Here is a 17671-nt window from a genome sequence, read left to right as displayed (position 1 = left end):
CTGTATCGGAGGGAGCATGGGCAAGAAGACCCTGACCAACGCACACTGTCTGCTGGAGCTGGTCGAGCGCGTGCCGGCCTCAGTCCTCAAGCTGTTCGCCGGCCTGCCCGAGTGCCTGGGACTGCAGCGCGGGTTTGATTGGACGCAGCCCGACGAGGGGCTGAGCGCTGCCCTCATCGAGCACATCAAGCACCTGCGCAAGGAGCAGCGCGATCCGGCCGAGCGCGAAGCCTTGCGGGTGCTGCGCCTGAGCACCGCACGCGGGGCCGCCATCCTCGCCACCGTCGCCGAGCAGCTCTACGACGAGGACCTGCTCGCACGGTTTCGTGCGCAAGAAGGCGGCGAGGTCGGTCGCGCGGTGTGGATGCGCACGCACAGCGAGGCCTCGATCAAGCTCTTCGACACTGCCGAGTCCATCGTCAACACCCAGGACCTGAAGGGGCTCAAACGCCTGCACGACGCGTTCGACGTGCCTGGCGAGGCGCCGCCCTTCCTGTGGAACGATGAGGTCAAGGACCGGCTGGAAGCGCAACTCACCGAGGCGATGCGGCTGGCCGAGCCCTGCGAGGTCATCCACGTGGCCATGGAGGAGCCGAACCGGCAAGGCCAGACCCAGGCGACACACTACCTCGTGGTGCGTTTCGCCGGCGATCAGGTGGCCGCGGTGGAGATGCGCAACCGCCAGCGCAAGAGCTTCTTCTACTTCCCGGCGCGCGACGCCACCCTCATCTACGCGCCTCATCGTGGGCTCGTCGAAGTCTTTGCCCCGACGCTGGGCACCCGTGCGCCGCTGGCCAACGTGCTGTCCCGGCACGGCTTCAAGGCCCCCTTGTCGAACCGTCCGCTGGACCGCTCGCGCTACGACCTGTCGCGCTTTGCGCGGCCACTGAAGGACACCAAGCCGCGCATCGACGGGGGCCGCATCGAGCGGCTGTATCTGACCGAAGCCAAGGCTTTGCTTGGGCATGCCACGGACGCCGTCACGCTGCACATCGACAGCGGCGCAGAACTGCACGAGGTGATCGACGAGCGCTGGGGCAACCACCCCTTCGCGCAGCCTGGTGCCTTGCTCGGTGTGACCCTGGTGGCCGAACTGGTGTTCGAGGGGGAGACGGCGGCCACCCCGCTGGCCATCGTGCTGGCCGAGCCCGGTCGCTGCAGCCTGGCTGGCGAGAAAGACCAACGCCTGCGCCGCGCCGGGATGCAACTGCTCGAGGCCCTGGGGGTGCGCAAACCGCTGCACCCGGGCTGCGGGCGGGACGATCCGAGCCTGATCGCGCAGGTGGCCCGGCTTCTGGAGAGCGCCAGCAGCCCGATGGACGGCTTCGCACTGCATAAGCTCGGCATCGACATCGAGCGGCTGCAGGACGAAGGCATCCTCATCGAAGGCGAGCGCATCGCCGAGCTGTCGGTCCCCGTCGACGAAGGCGAGCCGATGAAGGTGGTGCTCGAACGCTGCGCCGATGCCGACACCGTGCGCTACCGCGATCCTCTGACGGGCAACGACGTGGTCATGCCGGCCCGTCTCGCCCGGCGCTGGAAGGTGCAGCTGGACTGGTTGCGCGAGGAATTGATCACGGCGCTGGGATCGGCCTTGAAAGGACCCCGCAGTCGGCACTTCGACGACGAGCCGGTGTTCCTTGGCGAGATCGACATCGACGGCCATGCCGTGGCGCTGTACTTCGCCTCCAGGATGTCCCACGAGCGCGCGTACGCGAAAGTCGACGCTGCGCTGAGGCTTCGTCCGCGCCCGGTGGCGGGCGTGGTGTTGACGACGACCTCGACGCCGCTGCCATTCGCCGGCACCAATGTCGTCATTCCCATCGAGGATGTGCTCGCCGATGCGGGCAACGGCAGCGCCATCGACCTGGACCGGCTGAAGGTGGCCTATCGCCACGGGCAACTGGCGGCCATGGGCGGGTCGACGGTGACGCTCAAGGTCGCCCCCGATGGTCACGCGGCGACGCTGTACCTTCCGGGCAAGGCGCCGTGGCGGGTCACGGGCAAAGCAAGGATCGCCGTCTTGCAGCGGCTGGTGGAGGCCTGGGCCGCAGGAACGCCCCACGTCAACACGAAGGCGCTGATGGCCGGCACGGGCTGCACGTCTCCGGCCAACCTCTTCACCGGCAAGCACTCGCCCTGGCGCGACTATCTCGAAAGGGTCCCAGGCACGCGGGCGTGGCAGCTGAAGCTGACCCCACTCGATCGAGTGATCGTCGATGACAGCGACACGCGCAGCGCTGCGATCGAAGCAGTCACCGAAGACGTCTGACCGCCGTTGAGGCGTCAGCGCGCCGCGCCGATTGATCGGCGTTGCGATCCGCTTCGGAAATCTGCGCACATCATCCCTGGCGGTTTCGATTCCCTGGAGCCGTCATGAGAAACCTCGAACTTGCATCTCCGGCAGAGATGAGCGCCAGCGCCCGTGCTGGCGAAATCACCACCATCCTTGCGGCCGCCATCGTCCGTACCCTCGGGTCTTCCGGGCTGGAACAGAGCGCGGTTCGCCTTGGCTTCTTGCCCGACCAGCGCGTTCATACAACCCCCTCTCAACAGGAGAAGTTGTGATGAACGAGAAACAAGCTTCCGTCGCGGCGCGGATCGCCGAGCTGAGTCACCTGCCGATGGCCGAACTCTGGGTGCTCTGGGATCGGTACTTCGAGCGGCGCCCGGAGTTTCCGAACCGCACCCATGTCGAATCCCGTATCGCCTACAAGCTGCAGGAAGAAGCCTTCGGCGGACTCGCACCCGAAACGCGCCAGCGCCTTGAGGCCATCGGCGCGAAGCACTCCAAGATCAAACTGCGCGCGCGCCCGCGCAAGTTCGACTTCGCACCGGGCACCGTGCTGCTACGCGAATGGGGCGAGCGCGAGCACCGGGTGACGGTTGACGCCGATGGTCACTTCGAATACGAAGGCCGCCGCTTCAAGAGCCTGACCGCCGTGGCGCGGCACATCACCGGCCAGCATTGGAGCGGCCCGCTGTTCTTCGGCCTGAAGGGAGGCGCCCGATGACGGAAATCGCCTCCACCAAGGCGCGCAAGCGCTGTGCGGTCTACTGCCGGGTGTCGTCGGACGAGCGGCTCGACCAGGAGTTCAACTCCATCGATGCGCAAAAGGAAGCCGGGCACGCCTTCATCGCCAGCCAGCGCGCCGAGGGATGGATTGCGGTGGCCGACGACTACGACGACCCCGGCTACTCCGGCGGCAACACCGAGCGCCCGGCCTTGAAGCGCCTGATGGCCGATATCCAGCGCGGGCTGATCGACATCGTGGTGGTCTACAAGATCGACCGCCTGACGAGGAGCCTCGCCGACTTCTCCAAGATGGTCGAGGTGTTCGAGCGCCACGGCGTGTCCTTCGTCTCGGTCACGCAGCAGTTCAACACCACGACCTCGATGGGGCGGCTCACGCTCAACATCCTGCTGTCCTTCGCCCAGTTCGAGCGCGAGGTCACGGGCGAGCGCATCCGCGACAAGATCGCCGCGGCCAAGAAGAAGGGGCTGTGGATGGGCGGCGTGCCCACCATCGGCTACGACGTGGTCAACCGCCAGTTGGTGGTCAACCCCGCCGAGGCGGCGGTGGTGCGCCGCATCTTCGAGGAGATGTTGACCATTGGCTCACCCACGCAGATCGCAGCGCGCCTGACCGCCGAGGGCATCACGACCAAGGCGTGGACGACGCAGGACGGGCGGGTGCGGACCGGCACGCGCATCGACAAGAAGTACATCCACAAGGTGCTGCGCAACCGCATATACCTCGGGGAGTTGTCGAACCGGGGCCAGTGGTACCCCGGCGTACACGAGCCGATCATCAAGCGCGAGCTGTGGGACCAGGTCCACGTCGTGCTGGCCCGCGACAGCCACGCGCGGTCGGTGGAGACCAAGATCCGCTCGCGCAACGACGCGCTGCTGCGGGGGCTGCTGTACGCGCCGACGGGCGAACGCATGTACCCCACGTACTCGCGCAAGAACGGCCGCAAGTACCAGTACTACGTCTCCAAGTCCGAGAGCCCCTTCGGCGCGCCGGGCAAGAGCTACGAGCGCCTGCCCGCCCGCGAGATCGAGGCGGCGGTCGTGGCCCAGATCCGCACCGTGCTGACCAGCCCCGAATCCATCGCCGCCGTCGTGCGCCACATCCAACGCCAGGGCGTGCCGATCGACGAGACCACGGTCGTGATGGCGATGGGGCGCCTCAACGACGTGTGGGATCAGCTCTTCCCGGTTGAGCAGCACCGCATCGCCAACCTGATGATCGAGCGCATCGATCTCGTCCACACCGACGAGATGCAGGGCATCCGGGTGAAGTGGCGCGAACTGGGCTGGGACGCCTTGATCGGCGAGTTCGCGCCCAGGAGCATCGGCGCCGAGCTGCTGGAGGTCGAGGCATGAAGGACGGGACGCTCGAGACCTTCGTGCCGCTGACCCTGCGGCGGCGCGGCGTGCGCCGGCTGGTCCAGCACCAGGCCGAGGACCGGGACGCGCACGACAGCACGCTCATCGAAGGGATGGCACGGGCCTTCCACTGGCAACGGCTGCTAGACAGCGGCGCGATGCCCAGCGGCTCGGCCATCGCGCGCGCCGAAGGGCTGCACCACTCCGTGGTCAACGAGCTGCTGCGCCTGACGCTGCTCGCGCCCGACATCGTCGAGATGCTGATGGCCGGGCGGCAGCCACGCCGGATGAGCCTGATCTGGTTCCAGCGCCACCCGCTGCCGGTGGACTGGGCGGCCCAGCGCGAGATCGTGCGGCGCTTCGAGGAGAAAGCGTGAGCACGAAGCACCGGGGACGCATCGAGGGAGCGCCGGTCACCCAGAAACTGCCGACGCCGGCGGGCGGCGTGAAACTGGAAACCTTCGTGCCCTGGCGGCTGGTGCAGCGCTGCATCCGGCGCGCGGTGATCGCGCCGCCCGGCGCACCGAAAGGTGTGGAGGTTCACTCGACGTGGGCCGGCCCGGCGCGCACCGAGGCCAAGGACACGGCGTTGATGCGCGCGCTCGGGCTGGCGCACCACTGGCAACGGCTGCTCCATGAGGGGCGGGTGGCGTCGGCGGCCGAGATCGCCCAGGCCGAAGGGCTGGATGTATCCAAAGTGCATCGCCTGATGCGGCTGACGCTGCTCGCGCCCGAGGTGGTCGAGCGGCTGATCGGATCGCCCGACCTCGCCGTCGAGAAGGTGCTGGGCCGCCCCTGGCCTTACGGCTGGCGCGAGCAGGTGCGGTTGCTTGACTGAGGCGATCTTGAACCAGTCGGCGGGACGAATATCCCAATCGAGTTTGCCCAAGCAGCAGTGCGTACTTGTTGCCTGTTTAGCAAGGGCAGCGAGCATTGCGAGAAAGCCCAGTCATCGCTACACCGCAACCGCGTCGCCAGCCTCATCTGCAACCGAACTGCCGGCAACTGCACTCGGCATCGACCACACGCGACTCTCGACAACCGACGGTATGCGCTCCAGAGCCCCAAGCGGCTCGATGCCCATTGCATGTAGCCGTGCCTTGAGTTCGGCTAGCACCTCGTCCTTACGCAGCGACCACGTCGACGCAAAGCACCGCCAAAAGACCCAGCCAGCGCGCTCGAGTATGCGCTGGCGCTGCATGTCTGCCGGCCAGCGGTCCGGCCCGTGGAACTCGTCGCCGTCACATTCGATAGCAAGGCGCGTGTCGTTCGCTCCCTCCACCACCATGTCGATGCGGTAGGCACCAACCTTGACCTGAGGCGTGACGCGATAGCCGAGATCGACGAGCGACGAATACACGTCGCGCTCGAAACCAGACTCACACAGGTCGACGAGGCTCGTTTCCTCCTCGCCGCCCTCCAGCGGCATGGTGAAGTGTTCGACGAGCGTGCGCCGGACGTCCGTCATCGACAGCTCACCGAGCTTGACTGAGCGTACGAGGTACATACGGTCGCGGGCACGGCTGGCGGCGACGTTGAATCGCTGCTCGAAGATCTGTCCGGAGAGCGCGTGATGGCGGGTGGCGTCGGCCACCATGCTCAGGAACATGATGTCGCGCTCGCTGCCCTGGAACACGTAGGCGTCGCCGCAGGCGAACTTTCGGCGATCGAGTTCGGCCAGGTCCACCCGGCTGACCACCAAGTTGTGGATGAACTTGGCCTGCTCTGGCCCCAAGAGCGACACGACCCCGATCGTGCGATTGCGCAGCTTGGGGTTACGCAGGATGGCCTCGATCTCAGCTGCGATGAACTCGGCCTCCATCCGGTTGACGTCCCGGTTGTCCCGCACCCCATGCTCAATGAATACGTCCACGAGCGGTGGGTCGATGCGCTCAGAGGCCTTGGGCACGCGAAGGGGTCGAATCTGGTTCTTGTAGAAGGTCTTGTTGCTGTAGGCGATGATGGGCTGCACGCAACGGAAGTGCTCCGCGAGCATCACGCGCTCGGCCGCAAAGACGGTGGACGCGATGTCGTACAGCGACTTCTCAGGAGTCAGGTCCCGCCCGTAAGGTTGGTCAGAGAGGAAGCGCTCTCGGAGCGTTGCGATCTTGGCTGCCGAGATGAAGCCACCACTCGGTGATACTTGCTTGTCGTCGCCCACCACCAGGATCTTCTTGCCACGTAGCACCGCTGGTAATGCCCAGAGGTCGGACTGGCTGGCTTCGTCCACGATGACTAGGTCAAAGACACCGAGCTGGGCCGGCATGCTCTCGGAGACCTTGGCATGACTCATGATCCAGCAGGGAATGGCGCCTTGAGCGTCGAGCATCGCCTTTTGTGCGTCGCGTCGATAGCGGGTGGCGTTGGGCCCGGTGCCTTGGCCGATCCTCCGGATGGCCACACGGTAGCTCTCCAGGGCGGATAGCACCCTGGCTGATGCCTGGGCCTTTGTCTCAAGCCACGCCGACTTGGCCACCAACTGCTCGTACTGCTGAGCGAGCACTCTCTCGAGGTCGCGGCGGCGTTGTGCGAGCGTCAGGAGTTCATCGCGGGCTTCGATGGTTGCGAGGTGGTTCTTGATGCGCGCCCAGTTCCAGGCATCGCGCCATGAGACAGGCAACACCTCGTCGTCGCCGGTGGGCGGGAGTACTTGAGAACGCAGGCGGGCTGCCCACTTCATCGCCCCGGCGCGCTCGATGCGCGTACACAGGTCGTTGACGGTTGCCAGGCTCGACGACAGCGACTCGACGCGCTTGATCTCACCGATGATCTCCGCATACTGCGCCACGATGCGCTCGGTGGCGACTTCGGGATTGCCGAGCTGCGAGTCGATGAACGCGCGCAGCCGCTCGACCACCGGCCCCGAAGTGCCGGCGAGCTTCTCCTGGAGAATGGCGAGCTGCGCGGCGGCAGTCGCGAGCTCGGCGCGCGTGAGGTGGCGGCGTAGATGTTCGCGCACCGTCTGCAGTTGAGACGAGCCGCCAAGGAGTTCGTTCTTCGGCGGCTCGCGAAACACCTTCTCGGCCATGCGAGGCAGATTGGCGTCGTGGGCGATCGCCAGTTCGTGCGCCAGTTTCGCCGCGAGCGCAATCCGCTCGGTCGAACGCAGCGCCTCTACGTCAGCCTTGACCTCAGGCACCGAGAGTTCCTGCGCGAACTGATTCCATCGCACGGAGAACGACAGTACCCTCTCGTGCAATCGCACATAGCGATGCACATGTACCCAATCCTCGACTGCTTGGGGCGGTAGTCCGGACACGCGGATGGCACCCACCTGTTCCTTCGCATCACCGTTGCCAAAGCTCATCAACCCGAAGGGCTTTCCCGTCTCGCGCGCCCGCTCGATGGCTTGGATGACCTTCGGGTTGCCCAATGCTTCGGCGGGCAACGCCACAGGCCGCTGCAGGAATGCCGCGCGAGCCTGCACCAGTTCGTCGACCTCGGCCAGCAGTGCCTTCAGCGCCTCCTGTTCGCTGGCGAAGTCCGGGCGTCGGCACTTGGCTCGCAGATCGAAGACCCAGGGGCTCTCCAATTCTTCCAGGTGGTGCACGATCTTGAGCACCTGGTCGACTGCCGCGAGCATGCGGCGGGCTTCATCGAGCACCTCGGGCGTCAAGGCACGCAGCGCCAGCAATTCGCCGTCGGCCTCAGCACCATCGATTTCGCGAATACCCACGAGAGCGTCGTGCAGCTTGGCCACCTCTTCGGTAGGCAAGAGCCCGAAGCTCGAGGGCAGCCGTGAAGAGACGTAGATGAGGTCGGTTCCCAGTCGGCGGCGGGCATCTCTGAGCGTCTGTGCCTCGGCGTCGCTCAGGGGCGGGGCGTGCTCCGGCAATAGCGTCAGATCGTCGTCGAACCAGTCGTGCTGTTGTTGGCCGCAGACGACCAGCTCGGCCATCTTCTGCGCGCGCATCTGCACGCCATCGACCTCGATGCCCGCCAACTGCTGAACGGCAATCTGGTCAACGCGCTTGTCGATACGGGCGATCTCGGCGTGTGCGGCGTCGATCAGCTGCTTGCAGCGCTCAATCTCGTCTTGTATGGCGCGTGTGTTGAGCTGCGACAGGTTGTGGATGATGGCCTCGATGGAGGCCTGGAACTGCCGCATCCCTTCCTTGTCGCCTGAAAGCAGCGCCACTGTCAGTGGCCGCACGTCCTCCGGGATCTTCTCCTGCAGCACGGACAACGCATGCTCGCCCTTGGATGTCACCAGCACCTTGCGCCCAGTGGCGAGGTAGTGACAGATGATGTTGGCGATCGTGTGCGTTTTGCCGGTGCCTGGCGGCCCTTGGACGCAGACGCCAGGAGCGCGCTCGAGCATCTCGACGATGGTCTCCTGCTCTTGGTTATAGGGCAGCGGGAAGTAGAGTTCGCGCGGCTCACCCTTGGCACTGCTGCCGCTGCATAGGCCTCGAAACGAGATGGCCTCGTACTTGACGACCTCATCAGAGGGCGGCGTCACGAGGCAAGCAGGGCCGGCAGGTATCGCATCGCCTGCTTGCAGGCGTGCTTTTAGACGACGGATGTCCTCGACCAGGAAGTTGGCCGAGCGCGGACGAACGAACAACACCCATCCGGCCGTGACGAGCAGTTGGTCGGACGGAGTGGGTAAGTCTTGATAGGCCGGGTCGTAGCGCCCCGCCTTGTCGAGGCTTCCGGCGACGAGCTTCAAGATGGGCTCGAAGCTGCCGATGTCGAACGGCGTGAGCGTGCGTTCCGAGTCGCTCTCCAGGAGCACCTTGGCCTGCTTCTCGACTTCGGCCGCTCCCATGACTTGACAGGCGCCAAAGGCGTCGAACTCCAGGCGCGGGGCCACGGCCCTGGGGCGCACCGAAATCGTGTGCGTCTGGGGGTCGAGGTCAATCTCGACGACTTGTGTCAGCAGCGGGTACTGGTAGTCGACGCTGACGCCCTTGCCGTTTCCGTCCTCCGTGCGCGTGCCGGTGAACTTCCAGGCCGACACGCCCATGCCCCAAACCAGTTCCCATGGGTTGGAGGTCTCCTCGGCTTCGAGCCGACCCTTGAGCATGAAGAGATCGCCATAGAGTGCGATGGTGCGGCGCCGGGGTTTCTCCCCTTCGGCCCAGGCCTGCCAAAGCGGTATGTAGTCCGTCAAGGCTCTCGTGACGCGCTCGCGGCGATGCTTGTCGCGAGTGGCCGCGACCTCCTCACTCATCGTACGTCTGTCAGCTGCGAATCGATGTTGCAGCGCCTGCTCGTTGAGGGTCGGCACGGGCCCGCTCGGATCGTCGGAATAGGTGATATAGGGCCGCGCCTCCTCGTCAGGAGCAGGTGGCGAGGTGGACGCGAGGCGCGCAACCTGCAGCCAGATGTGGTCGCCTTCGACCTTGCGATCGAGGTCGACGCCGGGCAGCCCGGACAGGTCCTTTGGGAAACGCCTGAAGTCGGAGGCGCCCGTGAGAACGTAGGCCCTGGGGTCGATCTCCTTGCCCTGCTCGACGATGTAATCGAGCAGGCGTGTAAGCAAACCGTGTTGCGGGGTCGTCGGCATCAGTCTTCCCTGGGCTGTTCTTCTTTGACGGCAGCGGGCACGGCTATGTGGTGGCGCTTGACGTACTCGAGGATGGCGACCTCGAACACGTTGGCCAACGAGCGGCGCTCGGCCTCGGCGGCGGCCACCCATGCACGCCTGACTTCAGGCGTGAGTTTGATGGTCGCGACTTCGGTCTTGCGTCTGACTCGCGGCATCGCTTTGGTCCCATTCGGTGTTGCAAAAGTATTGCCCTGAAGACGTGCGTTCGTCAATGACGGGAAGAGTTGGGGAAGAAACTCTCGAGGCCGAGTTCGAGCGTCTTGATCTCGTGTTGCACGCGCTGCAGAAAGCGCAGGTTTTGCGCCAAGTCGCGGGCCGTGCGGGCGCGCCTCTCGGCGAGCCACTTGAGCGCGGAAGGGGTCTTTTTCACGTCGGGCTCACCCACTTACTTCGGTCGCCGTTGCAAGGCAGTCTCCGACCGCAACCCGGGGTCTCTAAGTCCTTGTCAGACAAGGAGGTGGCCTCTGGTTCCCACCACGGGCCGCAGAGAAAAACCGAGAACAGAGAGGCGCTGTCGGGGCGGAAACGGCGCTCGGACGGCGCGCGCGTCCGCAAGGCGCCGCCCGGAAACCGCGCCAATACTGGCGTTGCGGGCATGAAAAAAGGCCAACCGAGATCGGTTGGCCTTGGGGTATTGGTGGAGCCGGGGGGAGTCGAACCCCCGTCCGGAAGCCCTCTACAGCCAGGTCTACATACTTAGCCTACCGTTTGAATTTAGCGCCGGTGTGGGTGGGTAGGCTCACCGCACCGACGCGAGCCGCCTTGGTTTTAGGCCCCGAGCCAAGCGGCCCGACCCGGGGACGAGCCTCTGTGAATGACGCTGCGAGATGGCTTACGCCATCATCCGGCCCAGAGGCCAGCCGGTGCAGCGCTCGCCGCCCTCAGGCGGCGAGAGCGAAACGCTCGTCGTTGGCGTTTGTTTGCTTTCCAGTGGATTTACGAGGGGACTGGTCCTCGGTATGCGCTGTGCTGCTTTGCGACCCCCGTCGAAGCCAGGTACGGCCCCATTGGGTTTGCAAGGTATTAGTGCATCGCAGGGCGGAAAAGTTCCGCCGGTGGGTGCACTTTTTTCACGTCGCCTTGCGGGCGGCGAGCAGGTAGTTTACCGCGGTTTCGTCGATCAGGCGATAGGTTTTCGTGAGCGGGTTGTAGCCCAGCCCCTTGAGGGCGACCGGTTCGAGCCCGTGCGATCGCGCCCAGCGGGCGAGTTCGGCGGGGCGGATGAATTTTCCGAAGTCGTGGGTGCCGCGCGGCAGCAGCCTCAGCAGATATTCCGCCCCCAGGATGGCGTGCAGGTAGGCTTTGGGCGTGCGGTTGATCGTGGCGAAGAAGGCCCAGCCGCCGGGGGCGAGCGTCGCGGCGCAGGCGGCGACGATGGATTCGGGGTCGGGGACGTGCTCGAGCAGCTCCATGCAGGTGACGACCTCGTAGGCACCGGGATGTGCTTCGGCGTGGTCCTCTGCGCTCTCTAGGCGGTAGTCCACCGATAGGCCGGATTCCAGGAGATGGAGCTTGGCGACGTCGAGGGCGGCAGCGGAGAGATCGATGCCGGTGACCTTGGCGCCGCGCTGCGCCATTCCTTCGGAGAGGATGCCGCCGCCGCAGCCGACGTCGAGCACGCGTTTGCCGGCAAGGGTGACGTGCGACTCGATCCAGGAGAGCCGCAGCGGATTGATCTCGTGCAGCGGGCGGAATTCGCTCGTCGGATCCCACCAGTGGTGGGCGTGCTCGTCGAATTTGGCGAGTTCCAGCGGGTCGACGTTCGTCATAGCAGTTTCTCCAAAGAAAAACCCCGCCATGGCGGGGTTTTTCGCAGACATCGGATGACCAGAATTACTTGTCGGTGCCGATGACCTGGATTTCGACGCGACGGTCGGGTTGCAGGCAGTCGATGAGTTTCTTGTTGCGGCGGTTTTCCGGGCCCATGTTTTTGCACTTGTCGCCAGTGACGGGCATTTTCTCGCCCTTGCCTTCCGTGTAGACGCGGTTGGCCGGCACGCCTTTGCTGATCAGGTATTTCTTGACGGCGTCGGCGCGGCGCTCGGAGAGTTTCTGGTTGTAGGCATCGCTGCCGATACGGTCGGTATGGCCGACGGCGAGGATGACTTCGACGTTGTATTTGCCGAGTTGCGAGACGATTTCGTCGAGCTTGGCCTTGCCTTCGGGGCGCAGGGTGGCCTTGTCGAAGTCGAAGAGGGTGTCGGCCGCGAGCTTGACTTTCTGCTCGGCAGGTTTCGGCGCGGGACGCGCGACCGGAGCGGCCGGCTTGGGCGGTTCGCATTTTTCTTTGGCGATCAGGTCGGGATCGCAGCTGCAGGCGAGCGGTTTGCCGCTGGCGTCCTTGGCCTGTTCGGCGGCTGCGGGCGACCAGCTGGCGCCTGCCTGCACGCACAGGCCGGAACCCGAGGTGACGACGACGTTGCGGGAGTCGGTGACGTAGGGAACGACGCCTTTCGGATCGACGACGACGTCGGCGGACATCGCGCTCATGGAGAAACCGAGCGTTCCGAGCACGGCGAGCAGCTTGAGGCGGGTGTTTTTAGTCATGGCAGCATCCTTTCTTGTGAAAACGGTTGGGACAAGGTCTGGGATTGCATCCTTGAGTTCATTATACAAGCACTTTTTCAGCGGGTTTGCAACTGAATCCGCTGTCGCCAGTTTTGCGCCAAAGCGGTCAAATGGCTGTTGCTTTCTTGCAACAGAAGTTGGCCGTTGGCCACGCGCCGCCGGCCAGCGACCCAGACGTCGCTGACGTGCTCGCGTCCGGCGACGAAGACGAGATGTGAGCAGGGGTCGTAGCAGGGCTGGGTTTCGACGGCGTCGAGCGCCACGGCGGTGAGATCGGCGGCCTTGCCCGGGCGGATCGAGCCGAGGCGTGCATCCAGCCCGAGGGCGCGGGCGGCGCCGATGGTGGCCAGTTCCAGCGCCTGTATCGCGGGTAGTACTTCGGCGCGTCCTTGGCTGACCTTGGCGAGCAAGGCCGCGTGGCGAATCTCCTGAAAGAGGTCGAGCCGGTTGTTGCTCGCCGCCCCGTCGGTGCCCAGGCCGACGGCGATGCCGGCATCGAGCCACTGGGGTACGGCGGCGATGCCGCTGGCAAGTTTCATGTTGGAGGTGGGGCAGTGCACGAGGGCTACGCCGCGCTCGGCCAGCAGCGCGATTTCGCTCTCGGTGAGGTGCACCGCGTGCACGCCGACGAGCCCCGGTCCCAGCAGGCCGAGGCGGTCGAGCCGCTCCAGGGGGGTCTCGCCGTGGCGTGCGTGTGATTCTTCCCGCTCCTGCGCCGTTTCGAGCAGGTGGATCTGCACCGGCAGGTCGAGCTGGGCGGCGAGGGTGGCGATGCGCTCAAGCGCCGCATCGCCCACCGAATAGGGTGCGTGCGGCGCGAGCAGGAAGGAGACGAGCGGTTCCTCGCGCCAGGCGTCGCGCACGGCGAGCCCTTTGGCGAGCGCCTCGTCGGCGTCGGCCGCGTACGGCGTAGGAAAATCGATGACGGTGATGCCGAGCACCGAGCGCATGCCCATGGTGGTGAAGGCGCGCGCGGCGGCCTCGGGATAGAAGTACATGTCGACGGCGGTGGTGATGCCGCCGCGCAGCATCTCGGCGGCGGCGATCAGCGTGCCGTCGTAGACGAATTCCTCGCTCATCAGGGCCGCCTCGCGCGGCCAGATCGCCTCTTCGAGCCAGCGGCGCAAAGGGAGATCGTCGCCGATGCCACGCAGCAGGGTCATGGCCGCGTGCGTGTGCGCGTTGATGAGGCCGGGCAGCAGCACGTGCTCGGGCAGCTCGACGCGCTCGCGGGGGCGCCAGCGCCGTTCCAGCGCGTCGGTCGGCCCTACGTCGAGGATTTTGTCGCTGCGGATCGCGACGGCGTGACCAGTGAGCAGTGCCCCGGCCGGTTCCATCGGCAGCAACCAGCGGGGGAGGAGGAGGGCATCGGCGGACTGAAGCGCGGTCGGCTCGGGCATCGGCGGGCTCCGGAAGGGGGTTGAACGGCGTGATAAAATAGCGAATTCTACGGATTTGTACGGCGGTTTTTGCTCAATGGATTCTTTTGCCCGCGAAACCCTGCCCGTGCCCCTCGAAGAGGAGATGCGGCGCTCTTATCTCGACTACGCCATGAGCGTCATCGTCGGCCGGGCTCTGCCCGACGTGCGCGACGGCTTGAAGCCCGTGCATCGGCGCGTGCTCTACGCCATGCACGAATTGGGCAACGACTGGAACAAGCCCTACAAGAAGTCGGCGCGCATCGTCGGCGACGTGATCGGTAAATACCACCCGCACGGCGACACGGCCGTCTACGACACCATCGTGCGCATGGCGCAGGATTTTTCCCTGCGCTATCCCCTCATCGACGGTCAGGGCAACTTCGGCTCGGTCGACGGTGACAGCCCCGCGGCCATGCGCTACACGGAAATCCGCATGTCGCGCATCGGGCACGAGATGCTGGTCGACATCGACAAGGAAACCGTCGATTTCGGTCCGAACTACGACGGCAGCGAGCGCGAGCCGCTGGTGCTGCCTTCCCGCATTCCCAATCTGCTCATCAACGGTTCGAGCGGCATCGCGGTGGGCATGGCCACCAACATCCCGCCGCACAACCTCGGCGAGGTGGTGCGGGCGTGCCTGGCGTTGCTGGAAAACCCCGAGCTCTCCGACGACGATCTGATGCAGTACGTACCGGCGCCGGATTTCCCTACTGCTGGGCTCATCGTCGGGCTCGAAGGGGTGCGCGAGGGCTACCGTACGGGGCGGGGCCGCGTGGTGATGCGGGCGCGCACCCATTTCGAGGAGATCGGCCGCGGCGACCGGCAGGCGATCATCGTCGACGAGCTGCCGTATCAGGTCAACAAGAAGACGCTGCTCGAGCGCATCGCCGAGCTCGTCAATGAGAAGCGCATCGAGGGCATCAGCGAGATCCGCGACGAGTCGGACAAGTCCGGCATGCGCGTGGTCATCGAATTGAAGCGCGGCGAGCATCCCGAGGTGATCCTCAACCAGCTCTTCAAGCACACGCAGATGCAGGATACCTTCGGCATGAACCTGGTGGCGCTCGTCGATGGGCGGCCGCAGACGCTCACGCTCAAGGCCCTCGTCGGACACTTCCTTGCGCACCGGCGCGAGGTGGTGACGCGGCGCACCGTCTTCGAGCTGCGCAAGGCGCGCGAGCGCGGGCACATCCTGGAAGGTCTGGCGGTGGCGCTCTCCAACGTCGACGAAATCGTCGCGCTCATCAAGGCTTCGCCCACGCCGGCTGCGGCGAAAGAGGCGCTGCTCGCACGCCGCTGGCATTCGCCGGTGGTGGCGGAGCTGGTGGCGCGCGCAGGCGAGGATGCTGGGCGTTTCCGTCCCGAGGGGCTGGGGGCCGAGTTTGGCTGGTCGGAGGAAGGTTATCGCCTGTCAGAAGTGCAGGCACAGGCGATCCTGGATCTGCGCCTGCAGCGCCTCACGGGGCTCGAGCAGGACAAGATCGTGCAGGAGTACCGCGAGGTGATCGAGCGCATCGCCGATCTGCTCGACATCCTTGCCAGGCCCGAGCGCGTCTCGGCCATCATCGCCGAGGAGCTGCGCCAGATCGCCGCCCAGTACGCCGATCCGCGCCGCAGCGAGCTGGTGCTCGAAGCCGACGAGATCCGCCTCGAAGACCTGGTGGCGCCACAGGACATGGTGGTCACGCTCTCGCACGCCGGCTACGTCAAGCGCCAGCCGCTCGACGACTACCGGGCGCAGCGCCGCGGCGGGCGCGGCAAGCAAGCGGCCGCGGTCAAGGAGGAAGATTTCCTCGAGCAGGTGTTCGTGGCCAATACCCACGACTGGGTGCTGTGCTTCTCCAGCCGCGGGCGCGTCTACTGGCTGCGCGTCTTCGAGCTGCCCGAGGGGGCTCGCGGTGCGCGCGGCAAGCCCATCGTCAACCTCGTGCCCATGGGGCCGGACGAGCGCATCCAGGCCGTACTGCCGGTGCGTGAGTTCGACGATGCGCACTACGTCTTCTTCGCCACCGCCTCCGGCGTGGTGAAGAAGACGGCGCTGTCGGCATTCGCCAATCCGCGCAAGGCCGGGATCGTGGCGCTGTCGCTCGACGACGGCGACCGCCTCATCGGCGTAGACCTCACCGACGGGACCTGCGACGTGATGCTCTTCTCCGACGCGGGCAAGGCGGTGCGCTTCGCCGAAGACGACGTGCGGCCGATGGGGCGCGAGGCGCGCGGTGTGCGCGGCATGGCGCTCGAAGACGGTCAGCAGGTGGTGTCGATGCTGGTGGTGCGCGACGAGTCCGGCTCGGTGCTCACGGCCACGGAGGCGGGCTACGGCAAGCGCACGCCGGTGGCCGAATTCACCCGCCACGGGCGTGGCACCAAGGGGATGATCGCCATCCAGACCAGCCGCCGCAACGGCCGGCTCGTGGCCGCTTGCCTGGTGCAGCCGGGCGATGAGATCATCCTCATTTCGCAGAACGGGGTGCTGATCCGCACTTCGGTCGACGACATCCGCGAGATGGGCCGTTCCACCCAAGGGGTGACGCTGATGGCGCTGGACGACGGCGACCGCTTGGTGACGGTGGTGAAAGTGGCGCGTACGCCGGTGGTCGGGGACGAGGACGAAGGGGAAGACGATGCGGGTGTATAACTTCAGTGCCGGGCCGGCGATGCTGCCGGAGCCGGTCCTGCGCACGGTGCAGGAGGAGCTGCTCGACTGGCACGGGATCGGCTCGAGCATCATCGAGGTGAGCCATCGCGGCAAGCACTTTTCAGAAGTGATCGCGCGGGCGGAGGCCGATCTCCGCAAGCTGCTCTCCATTCCCGAGGACTACGCCGTGCTCTTCCTGCAGGGCGGGGCGACGCTGCAGTTCTCCGCCATCCCCATGAACCTGCTTGGCGGCGGCTCGGCCGATTACGTCGTCACCGGCGCCTGGTCGCAGAAGGCGTTCGCGGAGGCGCAGCGCATCGCGCCCGTGCTCGGCGGCAGGGTCCGTCTGGCCGGCTCCACCGAGGAAAGCGGCTTTACCCGCGCGCCGCGCCCCGAGGAGCTTTCGCTCGATCCCAATGCGCGCTACGTGCATGTGTGCACCAACGAGACGATCCACGGCGTGGAGTGGCTGGAGCTCGAGGCGCTGCAAGCCTCTGGCGTGCCCCTCGTTGCCGACATGTCCTCGCACCTGCTGTCGCGCCCGATCGACGTGCGCCGCTTCGGCCTCATCTATGCCGGGGCGCAGAAAAACATCGGCCCGGCGGGACTGACGCTCGTGATCGTGCGCCGCGATCTCATGGCTTCGCCCTGGGAGGGAACGCCGCCGGTGCTGCGCTACGACCGCATGGCCGAGAACGGCTCGATGCTCAATACGCCGCCCACGTTTGCCATCTACGTCGCCGGGCTGGTTTTTCAGTGGCTCGAATCGCTCGGCGGGCTCGCGGCGATGGCGCAGCGCAACGAAGCCAAGGCGCGTCTGCTCTACGAGTGCATCGATGCCACGCCCTTTTACCGCAACGCCGTCGAGCCGCGCTGGCGCAGCTGGATGAACGTGCCCTTTCGTCTCGCCGACGAGTCTTTGAACGAAACGTTCCTGCAGCAAGCCGAGGCCGCCGGGCTCAAATACCTCAAGGGGCACAAGATGGTGGGCGGCATGCGGGCTTCCATCTACAACGCCATGCCGCTCGAGGGGGTGGAGGCGCTCGCCGCCTTCCTGCGCGATTTTGCCGTGCGGCATGCCTGAGCAAGGGGGGAGG

The 17671-nt window shown here is 65.9% G+C and carries 14 protein-coding genes and 1 other RNA gene; 8 read left to right on the top strand and 7 right to left on the bottom strand.

The window, feature by feature from the left end; genetic code table 11:
• Positions 1-16 precede the first annotated feature (16 nt).
• The 6 genes from ASC37_RS09340 (at position 17) to ASC37_RS09315 (ending at position 5231) form a co-directional block, all read left to right on the top strand.
• Positions 17-2272, top strand: coding sequence for a hypothetical protein (locus ASC37_RS09340; protein WP_055424129.1), 2256 nt, complete (start codon positions 17-19; stop codon positions 2270-2272).
• Positions 2273-2376: 104 nt separating this feature from the next.
• A complete protein-coding gene (locus tag ASC37_RS09335) occupies positions 2377-2568 on the top strand; it encodes a hypothetical protein (RefSeq protein ID WP_024890398.1) in 192 nt (63 codons plus the stop codon).
• The gene (locus tag ASC37_RS09330) at positions 2568-3014 is read left to right on the top strand and encodes a DUF2924 domain-containing protein (protein WP_055424128.1); all 447 of its coding nucleotides are present in this window, start codon (positions 2568-2570) and stop codon (positions 3012-3014) included. The genes ASC37_RS09335 and ASC37_RS09330 overlap by 1 nt, the downstream gene beginning before the upstream one ends.
• Entirely contained in the window at positions 3011-4390 is a 1380-nt protein-coding gene (locus ASC37_RS09325; RefSeq protein WP_055424127.1) for a recombinase family protein, read from the top strand. The genes ASC37_RS09330 and ASC37_RS09325 overlap by 4 nt, the downstream gene beginning before the upstream one ends.
• The gene (locus ASC37_RS09320) at positions 4387-4770 is read left to right on the top strand and encodes a hypothetical protein (protein ID WP_004869841.1); all 384 of its coding nucleotides are present in this window, start codon (positions 4387-4389) and stop codon (positions 4768-4770) included. The genes ASC37_RS09325 and ASC37_RS09320 overlap by 4 nt, the downstream gene beginning before the upstream one ends.
• Positions 4767-5231: a hypothetical protein gene (locus ASC37_RS09315; RefSeq protein WP_055424126.1), complete on the top strand. Its 465-nt coding sequence runs from the start codon at positions 4767-4769 to the stop codon at positions 5229-5231. The genes ASC37_RS09320 and ASC37_RS09315 overlap by 4 nt, the downstream gene beginning before the upstream one ends.
• Positions 5232-5348: 117 nt before the next feature.
• Here ASC37_RS09315 and ASC37_RS09310 read toward each other — a convergent pair whose 3' ends face one another.
• The 7 genes from ASC37_RS09310 to ASC37_RS09290 form a co-directional block, all read right to left on the bottom strand.
• Positions 5349-9905, bottom strand: a complete 4557-nt coding sequence (locus tag ASC37_RS09310) for an AAA domain-containing protein (protein WP_055424125.1) — start codon at positions 9903-9905, stop codon at positions 5349-5351.
• Positions 9905-10102: a hypothetical protein gene (locus tag ASC37_RS09305; protein WP_037411672.1), complete on the bottom strand. Its 198-nt coding sequence runs from the start codon at positions 10100-10102 to the stop codon at positions 9905-9907. The genes ASC37_RS09310 and ASC37_RS09305 overlap by 1 nt, the downstream gene beginning before the upstream one ends.
• A 53-nt stretch (positions 10103-10155) precedes the next feature.
• Positions 10156-10317 (bottom strand): hypothetical protein, encoded by a 162-nt coding sequence (locus ASC37_RS11530; protein WP_156890019.1) that lies wholly within the window; start codon positions 10315-10317, stop codon positions 10156-10158.
• 265 nt (positions 10318-10582) lie between these two features.
• Positions 10583-10953, bottom strand: a transfer-messenger RNA (tmRNA) gene (gene ssrA, locus ASC37_RS11320).
• Between the two features lie 64 nt (positions 10954-11017).
• The gene (gene ubiG / locus ASC37_RS09300) at positions 11018-11716 is read right to left on the bottom strand and encodes a bifunctional 2-polyprenyl-6-hydroxyphenol methylase/3-demethylubiquinol 3-O-methyltransferase UbiG (RefSeq protein ID WP_055424124.1); all 699 of its coding nucleotides are present in this window, start codon (positions 11714-11716) and stop codon (positions 11018-11020) included.
• 64 nt (positions 11717-11780) lie between these two features.
• Positions 11781-12494 (bottom strand): OmpA family protein, encoded by a 714-nt coding sequence (locus ASC37_RS09295; RefSeq protein WP_055424123.1) that lies wholly within the window; start codon positions 12492-12494, stop codon positions 11781-11783.
• Between the two features lie 77 nt (positions 12495-12571).
• Complete coding sequence (locus ASC37_RS09290) at positions 12572-13915, bottom strand: TRZ/ATZ family hydrolase (RefSeq protein WP_055424122.1); 1344 nt, start codon at positions 13913-13915, stop codon at positions 12572-12574.
• Between the two features lie 76 nt (positions 13916-13991).
• Between ASC37_RS09290 and gyrA the strand changes: the two genes are divergently transcribed.
• Together gyrA and serC are read left to right on the top strand one after the other, a co-directional pair.
• Positions 13992-16574: a DNA gyrase subunit A gene (gyrA, locus tag ASC37_RS09285; protein WP_055424121.1), complete on the top strand. Its 2583-nt coding sequence runs from the start codon at positions 13992-13994 to the stop codon at positions 16572-16574.
• A complete protein-coding gene (gene serC, locus ASC37_RS09280; protein WP_055424120.1) occupies positions 16561-17658 on the top strand; it encodes a 3-phosphoserine/phosphohydroxythreonine transaminase in 1098 nt (365 codons plus the stop codon). The genes gyrA and serC overlap by 14 nt, the downstream gene beginning before the upstream one ends.
• Positions 17659-17671 lie beyond the last annotated feature (13 nt).

Origin of the sequence: Tepidiphilus thermophilus (assembly GCF_001418245.1) — a bacterium.
Lineage (GTDB): Bacteria > Pseudomonadota > Gammaproteobacteria > Burkholderiales > Rhodocyclaceae > Tepidiphilus > Tepidiphilus succinatimandens.
This window is presented reverse-complemented; position numbering and strand designations above follow the sequence as displayed.